This is a genomic window from Streptomyces sp. UNOC14_S4 (assembly GCF_020740835.1).
In the GTDB taxonomy this organism is placed as follows: Bacteria; Actinomycetota; Actinomycetes; order Streptomycetales; family Streptomycetaceae; genus Streptomyces.
In genome coordinates, this window is record NZ_JAINFC010000299.1 from 1 (window position 1) to 9,500 (window position 9,500).

Here is a 9,500-nt window from a genome sequence, read left to right on the forward strand (position 1 = left end):
CCCCAGGCTCTCCCGGCTCCCCGGGCGCCTTCCCCCCTTCCTCCCCTCCGGCTTCCGGTCCGGCTTCCAGGTCGTCCGCCAGGCCCGACGACCCCGCCGAGGCGGGCAGGCACCGGACCACGCGCCGCCGCGGCCGGACGGCCCCGGTGCGGACCGGGCTGCTGGGCGCGTCGGCCGCGATGGCGATGGGAGTGGTCGCGATGGCCTCCGGCCTGTTCTCCGGCGGCGACACCCTGCAGTTGGGCGGCGGCAGCCCCGGCGGACAGGTGCAGGCCGAGGACCCGCCCGTCTTCCGCGCCCCGCCGACGCTCCGGCAGCCCGCTCCCGACCGTGGCGGGCTCCCGGTGAGCCGTGAGGCGGAACGCCCGGACAGCCGGTCCGCTCCTTCGGACGCCACTCCCCCGTCCTCCGCGCCCGTCGACACGCCATCGGGGCAGCCGGACCAGTCCGCCGAAAGCGCCCCCGAGGGCGGCATCGACCCGGGCAGCGAGGCGCACACACTCCCGGCCCACGTCCCGGAGACCGGCTCCGCGAACCCGTCCCGTACGGACCCCGGCATCCACACACCCGCGCCCGAGACGGTCGGTCTCCCGGCCGCTCCCGTCGCCCAGATCCTCGCGCTGGTCAACGAGGAACGGGCGAAGGCGGGGGTCCGGCCGCTGGCCGCGAGCCCCCGGCTGGCGGCGCTGGCCCAGGCGTTCAGCGACGACATGGCCCGGCGCGGCTTCTTCGCGCACACGGACCCGGACGGCCGCTCCCCCTGGGACCGGGCCGCACGGCGCGGCATCGAGAACCTCGGCGGCGAGAACATCGCGCGCGGCCAGCCGGACGCGCGGGCCGTCATGGAAGCCTGGATGAACAGCAGCGGCCACCGGGCGAACATCCTCAACGGCGACTACCGCACGCTGGGCATCGGCATCAACTCCGGCGCGGGCGGCCCATGGTGGACCCAGGACTTCGGTTACTAGGGCGGTACGGGGCGCCTCATCAGGGGCGCGGGGAACTGCGCGACAAGCCCCCACCGGCCCGCAGCCGCGCGCGGAGCGCAAGAGGCACCCCGGCAGGCGCAACCGTCAAACGCGAGGAGCCCGCTGACACCGAGGGCAAAAATAACTGGACCGGTTCATCCACGGCCGCCGCCGAATCGCGGCGCCACACCGCCGGCACGGCTCGTCCTCACGCCCGTACGCGTCCAGCGACCGGTCGAAGTAGCCGGATTCACCGTTCACGTTGACGTAGAGGCTGTCGAAGCTCGTGCCGCCGACGGCCAGGGCCTCGTTCATCACCTCGCGGATGTGGGTGAGGAGTTCGGCGGTGCGCGGGCGGGTCAGGGTCGCGGTGGGGCGTTCGTAGTGCAGCCGCGAGCGCCACAGCGCCTCGTCGGCGTAGATGTTGCCGACGCCGCTGATCAGCGACTGGTCGAGCAGGGCGCGCTTGACGGTCGTACGGCGGCGGCGCAGTGCCGCGTGGAAGGCCTCGTCGTCGAAGGCGGGGTCCAGCGGGTCGCGGGCGATGTGGGCGATGACGTCCGGGAGGGCGTCCGGGTCGCCGGGCACGGCGTCGTGCAGGGACAGGCCGCCGAAGGTGCGCTGGTCGACGAAGCGGAGTTCGGTGGGGGTGCTGTCGGTGAAGCGGACCCGGATGCGCAGGTGCTTCTCGTCGGGGGCGTCGTGCGGCTGGACGAGGAGCTGGCCGCTCATGCCGAGGTGGGCGAGGACGGCCCGGTCGGGGGTGCCCCGGCCCTCGGTCTCCAGGGGCAGCCAGAGGTACTTGCCGCGGCGGTGCGCGACGCCGAGGCGGTGCCCGGCGAGTTGCCCGGCGAAGTCCTCGGGTCCGGCGAGGTGCCGGCGGATCGCGCGCGGGTGCAGGACCTGTACCTCGGCGACCGTGCGCCCGCAGATCCAGCGCTCCAGGCCGCGCCGTACGACCTCGACCTCGGGCAGTTCGGGCACGTCGTTCCTCCAGCGAAACGTACGAAAGATCCTGGCAATGCATGAACGCTGGGCGGGCCCGGAGGCCCGCCCAGCGTTCATGGACGGATGCGACGGATGCGCGTCAGCGGGACTCGCTGCCCGCCGCGTCACCCGCGGCGGCCTTCTCGTCCGCGGCGGCGCGAGCCTCCGCGGCCTTGTGGATGGCGCGCCAGGCGGCCTCGGCCGCCTGCTGCTCCGCTTCCTTCTTGCTGCGGCCGGTGCCGGTGCCGTACGCGACACCACCGACGCGGGCAGCAGCCGTGAAGGTCTTCTCGTGGTCGGGGCCGGTCTCGGAGACGAGGTACTCCGGGACGCCCAGGCCCTCGGTGGCCGTCAGCTCCTGGAGACTGGTCTTCCAGTCCAGGCCTGCGCCCAGGTTCGAGGACTTCTCGATCAGCGGGTCGAAGAGCCGGTGCACCAGCTCCCCCGCCGCGTCGAGCCCCTGGTCGAGATAGACCGCGCCGATCACCGCTTCGAGGGTGTCCGCGAGGATGGATGCCTTGTTACGGCCGCCGGTGCCTTCCTCGCCGCGCCCGAGGCGGATGAAGGAGCCGAGGTCGAGACCACGGCCGACCTCCGCCAGCGCACGGGAGTTGACCACCGCGGCCCGCAGTTTGGCCAGCTGGCCTTCGGGCAGGTCGGGATGGATGCGGTACAGCGTGTCCGTGACCACCAGGCCGAGGACGGAGTCACCGAGGAACTCCAGCCGCTCGTTGGTGGGCAGCCCGCCGTTCTCATATGCATAGGAACGGTGGGTCAGCGCACGCACCAGAAGGGCGGACTCGAGTGTGTACCCGAGCCGCCCTTCCAGAAGCGTGTGGGACGAGGCCGTGTCCGCCGGCGCCTTGGAGTCGTTCCCGCGGTTGCGGGACGGCGTAGTGGCGTCTGACATAGAGCCTGTCACCCGCCGATCAGACCGCGAGGACCTGGCGCTTGTTGTAGGTGCCGCAGCTCGGGCACGCGATGTGCTGCTGCTTCGGCTCCTGGCAGCGCTCGCACGCAACCAGGGGGGTGACCGCAGCCTTCCACTGCGACCGGCGGTGGCGCGTGTTGCTGCGCGACATCTTCCGCTTCGGAACAGCCACGGCTACTTCTCCTGTGAGTCATCCCCGCCGGAGCGGGGTGCGTTGTCCTTCTCGCCGTCCATCTCGGATCCGGCGAGTCCCTGCAGTGCCGCCCAACGAATGTCGACCGACTCGTGGTGGTGGTCCGGGTCGTCCGCCAGCCGCGCGCCGCACTCGGAGCACAGACCAGGGCAGTCTTCCTGGCACACCGGCTGCAGCGGCAGTGAGAGCACCACCGCGTCACGCAGCACGGGTTCGAGGTCGAAGAAATCGTCCTCGAGGAAGAGCATCTCCTCCTCGTCGTCCTCGGCGTCGACGTCCGTGTCCGCGATGCGGCTCCGGGCGTCGGCGTCGGGGTAGGAGAAGAGCTCCTGGAAGTCCGCTTCGAGCTCTCGCTCCAGCGGCTCCAGACACCTTACGCACTCCCCCGTCAGCGGTGCACGGGCGGTGCCTGTGACAAGCACCCCTTCCATGACCGACTCCAGGCGGAGGGAGAGCTCCACCGTCGCGCCCTCGGCGACGCCGATGACCTCGATGCCGAGGTCGGCGGGTGCCTCGATGGAACGGGAGACCCTCTTCAGCGCACCGGGACGCCGCCCCAGCTCGCGTGTGTCGAACACGAGAGGGGAACGGTGATCAAGGCGGGCGTTCAGGGCTTCCTGCTTTCTACGCTGCGGCGACGGCCGCCCGACGCGGAAAAACGCGTCCCGGGCAGCCCTGATCGCGAATGCACACGCGACCGAATGGCCAGAATACTCGACGGTTCGCCGTACACCCAATCGGCACCGGGCTTCCGGCCATCCGCGACGTCGCCGCGCCCGGTCAGCGACCCTGCTCGAACCGGCGCAGCTGATCGAGGTCGATCATGCTCGTGTCGAAAAGGCTCGTCTCGTCGAGCTGCGGCTGCTGCTGGGCCTGCTGGGGCTCGTGGGCCTGGTGCGGCTGCTGAGAGCCCTGATGGCCGTTCTGGTGGCCGTTCTGGTGCCCGTAGCCGCCGCTCTGGTCGTACGGCCAGGCGTACGGGTCCGTCTGCTGCGCGTAGCCGCCCTGGACGGCGTACGGGTCGGGCTGCTGGGCGTACCCCTGCTGGTAGGCGTACGGATCGGGCTCGTACACCGGCGCCGTCGGCGCGGGCGGGCTCTGCCAGTAGTCGGGCTGCGCGGGCGGGGGCGTGACGGGGTCCTGGGAGGCCGCGAGCTCGGCGAGGAAGTCGGCGTCGCTGGCCGGGCGGGCGCCGGGGAGGCCGTCCTGGGCCGCCATGTGGGCGCCGAGCTCGTCCGTGGGGCGTGCGCCGAGCAGCTTGTCGCGGCCGCGGCCGACCGCTTCGAGGGTCTTGCCCAGGACGGCGGAGACGGCGCCGAGCCGGGCGTCCGCGTAGGCGTCGGCGCGCTGCCGCTGGGTCTGCGGGTCGGCGCTGCGTTCCGGCAGGTCGTCGAGGCCGTCGTCGCCGTCCGGGCCGGTGCCGTCCGGGCGGCCGAGCAGCTTCTCGCGGCCGCGGTCGACGGAGGCGATGGTCTTGGTGAGGACGACCTCGAAATTGGCGAGTTTGCCGTCCACGTAGTCGTCGGCCTCGGCGCGGATGCGCTCGGCCTCCAGGCGGGCCTCCGCGAGGATGCGGTCGGCCTCCTCCTGGGAGCTCCGGGCCACCTCGGTGTCGGAGATCAGGCTGCCGCGCTGGGCGTGGGCGGAGGCGAGGATGCGCTCCGCCTCCTCACGGGCCTGGGCGACGAGCTGGTCGCGCCCGCCGATCAGCTCCTGGGCCTGGGCGAGGGAGCTGGGCAGGGCCGCCCGTACCTCCTCAAGGCGGGCCAGCAGTTCCGCCCGGTTGAGGACGCAGGAGGCCGACATGGGCATGGACCGGGCGCCGGCGACGGTCCGGACGATCTCGTCGAGCTTCTTCTGGACGTCCACCTGGGCGCTCGCCACTCTCTTCTGACGACGGGGCACGAACGGGGTCGACTGTAAGGCCAGTCGACCCCCGCCCGACACCCGGTGACGAGCCGTCGGCAGGTCAGGCGCTGCGCAGTCGCTCGTTCAGCGCCTCGAGCACCAGCGGCGGCACGAGGTGGGAGACGTCGCCGCCCCAGGCCGCGACCTCCTTCACGAGGCTGGAGGAGAGGAAGCTGTAGGTGGGGTTGGTGGGGACGAAGAGGGTCTCCACGCCCGAGAGCCCGTTGTTCATCTGGGCCATCTGGAGCTCGTAGTCGAAGTCGCTGACGGCCCGCAGCCCCTTGACGATGGCGGGGATGTCGCGCTGCTTGCAGAAGTCGACGAGGAGGCCGTGGAAGGCCTCGACCTCGACGTTGCCGTACTCGGCGGTCACCTGGCGGAGCAGATCGATCCGCTCCTCGACCGTGAACAGGCCCTGCTTCGACTTGTTGATCATCACCGCTACATGTACGACGTCGTACAACTTGGAGGCGCGGGCAATGATGTCGAGATGTCCATTGGTGACGGGGTCGAACGACCCCGGACAGACGGCGCGGCGCAACTGTGGTTCCTCGCTCTCCGGTCCATTCATGACGCGCAGTGAGATGGTGTCTCGGCAGTGCACGTCGAGGCGGCGCGACCGTACCAAAGCGTCCCCTCGCCGTAGCGACGGGCCCTCAGTGGCTCGAAGCCGTCCGGCCAGGGGAACTCCCCGCCCCTGGTGCTCCGCTCCACGGTGACCAGCGCGTCCTCCGCAAGCCAGCCCTTGACCAGGAGTGTGAGGAGAATCTCCCGCAGCTCCTCGTCGCCCACGGCGTAGGGCGGGTCCAGGAAGACCACGTCGTACGGGCTCGCGGGGGCGGGGCCCGCGAGGACCTGCTCCGCCTTGCCCGCCCGCACCTCGGCGCCGGGCAGGCCGACGGCACGGACGTTGTCCCGGATGGTGCGCACCGCGCGGGCGTCGGCCTCCACGAGCAGGGTGTGCGCGGCACCGCGCGAGAGCGCCTCCAGGCCGACCGCGCCCGAGCCGCCGTACAGGTCGAGCACGCGGGCGCCGGCGAGGGGGCCGAAGAGCGACTCCCAGGTGGAGAACAGGCCTTCGCGCGCCCGGTCGGAGGTCGGGCGGGTGCCGGTGCCGGGGGGCACGGCCAGGCGGCGTCCGCCGGCGGCGCCGGCGATCACGCGGGTCATGGGGTCCTCTCCGTGGTGGTGTCCGTGGGGCGCGGGCGCCCCTCACTCAGCGTAGGCCGTGGCGGGAGGCCACTTCCTGTCACCCCTTGCCACCTCCTTTGTCACCCCTTGTCATCCCTTGTCGAGGTACTGCTCGCGCTCGCGGTCCAGGAGGGCGTCCAGGGCGGTGCGCAGCTCGGGCAGGTGCGCGAGCTCGGGGTCTGCGGCGACGACGGCGGTGGCCTCCTCCCGGGCGGCGGCGATGATCTCCTCGTCCTCGATGACGGCGAGCATCCGCAGGGACGAGCGGACGCCGGACTGTGCCTGGCCGAGGACGTCGCCCTCGCGGCGCTGCTCCAGGTCGATACGGGAGAGCTCGAAGCCGTCCAGGGTGCTCGCCACCGCGGCCAGCCGGGCGCGGGCGGGGCTGGCCTCCGGCATCTCGCTGACCAGCAGGCACAGGCCGGGGGCCGAGCCGCGGCCGACGCGGCCGCGCAGCTGGTGGAGCTGGGAGACGCCGAACCGGTCGGCATCCATGATCACCATGGCGGTGGCGTTGGGGACGTTCACCCCGACCTCGATGACCGTGGTGGCGACCAGGACGTCGGCCTCGCCCGCGGCGAAGCGGCGCATGACGTCGTCCTTGGCGTCCGGCTGCATGCGGCCGTGCAGCACCTCCACGCGCAGCCCGCGCAGGGGCCCGGCGGTGAGCTGGGCCGCGATGTCGAGGACGGCGAGCGGCGGGCGCTTCTCCTCCAGGTCCTCCGGGGAGGGCTCCTGCTCGTCCGCGGCCTTCTTGCGGGCCTTGGGAGCCTTCGCCGGGGCGCCCGCGGGGGCGCCCTCCTCCGCGGCGTCGTCGCCGATGCGGGGGCAGACGACGTACGCCTGGTGGCCGCTCTCGGCCTCCTCGCGGACGCGCTCCCAGGCACGGGCCAGGAAGTGCGGCTTGTCCTTGGCGGGCACCACATGGGTGGCGATGGGCGAGCGCCCGGCCGGGAGCTGGTCGAGGACGGAGGTCTCCAGGTCGCCGAAGACGGTCATGGCGACGGTCCGCGGGATCGGGGTGGCGGTCATCACCAGCAGGTGGGGCGGCTGCTTCCCCTTCGTCCGCAGGGCGTCGCGCTGCTCGACACCGAAGCGGTGCTGCTCGTCCACGACGACCAGGCCGAGGTCGTGGAACTGCACCTTGTCCTCGATCAGGGCGTGGGTGCCGATGACGATCCCGGCCTCGCCGGTGACCAGGTCGAGCAGGGCCTGGCGGCGGGCCGCCGTGCCCATGGAGCCGGTGAGCAGCACCACCTTGGTGCCCTGGTCCGCGCCGCCGAGCAGCCCGCCCTCGGCGAGCTCGCCCATCATCTCGGTGACCGACCGGTGGTGCTGCTGGGCGAGCACCTCGGTGGGGGCGAGCATCGCGGCCTGTCCCCCGGCGTCCACGACGGCGAGCATGGCGCGCAGGGCGACCATGGTCTTCCCGCTGCCGACCTCGCCCTGGAGGAGGCGGTGCATGGGGTGTTCGGTGGCCAGGTCGGTGAAGATCTCGGCCGAGACCGTGCGCTGGCCGTCGGTGAGGGTGAAGGGGAGCTTGGCGTCGAAGGCGTCGAGGAGGCCGCCCTCGACGGGCTTGCGGGCGACGGCGGGCAGCTGGGAGTCGGTGTGCCTGCGGCGGGCGAGGGCGGTCTGGAGGACGAACGCCTCGTCCCACTTCAGCCGGGCCCTGGCGTCCTCGATGTCGGCCTTGGAGCGCGGGCGGTGGACCTTGCGGAAGGCGTCCGGGAGCTCGTCGAGGCCGCGGCCCTCGCGCAGGGCCGGGGGCAGGGGGTCGACGAGGTCCTGCCACTGCTCGGCCTCGAAGAGGTCCAGCAGGGTGTCGACGGCCTTGGTGAGCTTCCAGGACTGGAACTGCTTGCACGCCGGATAGATCGGCAGGAGGCGATTCGCGAAGGACTCGGCGGCGTCGGCGCCGCTGTCCTTGTCGAGGAGCTCGTAGTCGGGGTGGAGGAGCTGGCGGGTGCGGTTGAAGACGGAGACCTTGCCCGCGAACATGCCGCGGCGCCCGGGCAGCAGCTCCTTCTCCCGCGCGTAGGCGCCCCGGCCGAAGAAGACGAGGGTCAGCGAGCCGCTGCCGTCGGTGACCACGACCTCCAGGCGGACGCCCCGGCCGTGGTTGAAGGTCTTCATGGCCGCCTTGGCGACCTGGGCGACGACGGTGACGTGCTCGTCGAGCGGCAGGTCGGCGAGGCGGGTGAGCTCGCCGCGCTCGGCGTAGCGGCGCGGGTAGTGGTGCAGCAGGTCGCCGACGGTGTGCAGGTCGAGATGCTCGGCCATCACCTTCGCGGTGTTGCCGCCGAGGACTTTCCTGAGGGGTTCGTGGAGCGCGGGCACGTGGTCCATTGCACACCATGGCTCTGACAACCGGGGACACAGCGCGGCGTGGTTGTCAGTGGGTGTCAGGTGACCGCCGTCACTCGATGCCGATGAGCAAGGGGGCCGTCTGCTGGCCGCCGCGGTAGACGACGGTGTCCACGGCCAGGTGGGCGGCGCGCACGTGCCGCTCCAGCTGGTCGGCCACCGCGCTCGGCACCCCGGCACCGAGGACGAGGGTGACCATCTCGCCGCCCGCCGCGAGCATCCGGTCGAGGACGGTCCCGGCGGTCGCCGTGAGGTCCGTGCCGATGACGGCGACGTCGCCGTCGATGAGCCCGAGGACGTCGCCCGCCTGGCAGACGCCCGCCATGGTCCAGGACTGCCGTTCGGCGACGGCGAGCTCGGCGTAGCGGGTGGCGCCCGCGGCCGCGGTCATGGCGACGACGTCCTCGTCGAAGCGGCGGCCCGGCTCGTGGACGGCGAGGGCGGCGATGCCCTGGACCGGGGAGCGGGTGGGGATGAGGGCGACGCGTACGCCCTCGGCGCGGGCCTGCTCGGCGGCGGCCGCGGCGGCGTGCCGCAGCTCGGGGTCGTTGGGCAGCAGCAGCACTTCGCGGGCGTGCGCGCGCCGGACGGCCTCGACCAGCTCGCCGCTGGCGGGCGGTTCGCCCGGCCGGGCCGCCACGACGGTGGCTCCGGCCTCCGCGCACAGCCCGGCCAGGCCCTCGCCCGGCACGACCGTGACCACAGCCCGCTGCACGGGCTCCCGGGTACGGGCCGCCTCGGCCGCGGAGCCGAAGTGGGTGATGCGGACGCGGTGGGGGCGCCCGGCGTCGATGCCGGCCTCCACGGCGGCCCCGGCGTCGTCCACGTGGACATGGACGTTCCACAGGCCATCCCCGCCGACGACGACGAGGGAGTCGCCGAGCGCGTCGAGCCGCGTCCGCAGCCGGGCCACGGCCTCGTCGTCGGCCTCCAGGAGGTAGATCACCTCGAAGGC

Annotated in this window: 9 protein-coding genes and 1 pseudogene; 1 reads left to right on the top strand and 9 read right to left on the bottom strand. The window is 72.7% G+C overall.

Annotated features, from left to right (window positions below):
* Window positions 1-968, top strand: a 968-nt coding sequence (locus K6I34_RS23935; RefSeq protein WP_229328406.1) for a CAP domain-containing protein, incomplete at its 5' end; no start/stop codon positions are given.
* 105 nt (window positions 969-1,073) lie between these two features.
* On the opposite strand, the gene mutM is transcribed toward K6I34_RS23935, so the two are convergent.
* The 9 genes and pseudogenes from mutM to K6I34_RS23980 form a co-directional block, all read right to left on the bottom strand.
* Window positions 1,074-1,952, bottom strand: coding sequence for a bifunctional DNA-formamidopyrimidine glycosylase/DNA-(apurinic or apyrimidinic site) lyase (gene mutM / locus K6I34_RS23940; protein ID WP_229328407.1), 879 nt, complete (start codon window positions 1,950-1,952; stop codon window positions 1,074-1,076).
* 103 nt (window positions 1,953-2,055) lie between these two features.
* Window positions 2,056-2,865 carry a ribonuclease III gene (rnc, locus tag K6I34_RS23945; RefSeq protein WP_229328408.1) on the bottom strand — a complete coding sequence of 270 codons (810 nt, stop codon included), beginning with the start codon at window positions 2,863-2,865 and terminating at the stop codon, window positions 2,056-2,058.
* A gap of 19 nt (window positions 2,866-2,884) precedes the next feature.
* Window positions 2,885-3,058 carry a 50S ribosomal protein L32 gene (gene rpmF / locus K6I34_RS23950; protein ID WP_121799920.1) on the bottom strand — a complete coding sequence of 58 codons (174 nt, stop codon included), beginning with the start codon at window positions 3,056-3,058 and terminating at the stop codon, window positions 2,885-2,887.
* A 2-nt stretch (window positions 3,059-3,060) separates the two neighbouring features.
* Window positions 3,061-3,657, bottom strand: coding sequence for a DUF177 domain-containing protein (locus K6I34_RS23955; RefSeq protein WP_229328409.1), 597 nt, complete (start codon window positions 3,655-3,657; stop codon window positions 3,061-3,063).
* Window positions 3,658-3,859: 202 nt separating this feature from the next.
* A complete protein-coding gene (locus K6I34_RS23960; RefSeq protein WP_229328413.1) occupies window positions 3,860-4,948 on the bottom strand; it encodes a DivIVA domain-containing protein in 1,089 nt (362 codons plus the stop codon).
* 100 nt (window positions 4,949-5,048) lie between these two features.
* Entirely contained in the window at window positions 5,049-5,558 is a 510-nt protein-coding gene (coaD, locus tag K6I34_RS23965; RefSeq protein ID WP_229328410.1) for a pantetheine-phosphate adenylyltransferase, read from the bottom strand.
* Entirely contained in the window at window positions 5,555-6,157 is a 603-nt protein-coding gene (gene rsmD, locus K6I34_RS23970) for a 16S rRNA (guanine(966)-N(2))-methyltransferase RsmD (protein WP_229328411.1), read from the bottom strand. The genes coaD and rsmD overlap by 4 nt, the downstream gene beginning before the upstream one ends.
* Before the next feature lie 111 nt (window positions 6,158-6,268).
* Window positions 6,269-8,527 carry an ATP-dependent DNA helicase RecG gene (gene recG / locus K6I34_RS23975; protein WP_229328412.1) on the bottom strand — a complete coding sequence of 753 codons (2,259 nt, stop codon included), beginning with the start codon at window positions 8,525-8,527 and terminating at the stop codon, window positions 6,269-6,271.
* A gap of 70 nt (window positions 8,528-8,597) precedes the next feature.
* Window positions 8,598-9,500, bottom strand: a pseudogene (locus K6I34_RS23980) (dihydroxyacetone kinase); the annotation flags it as partial.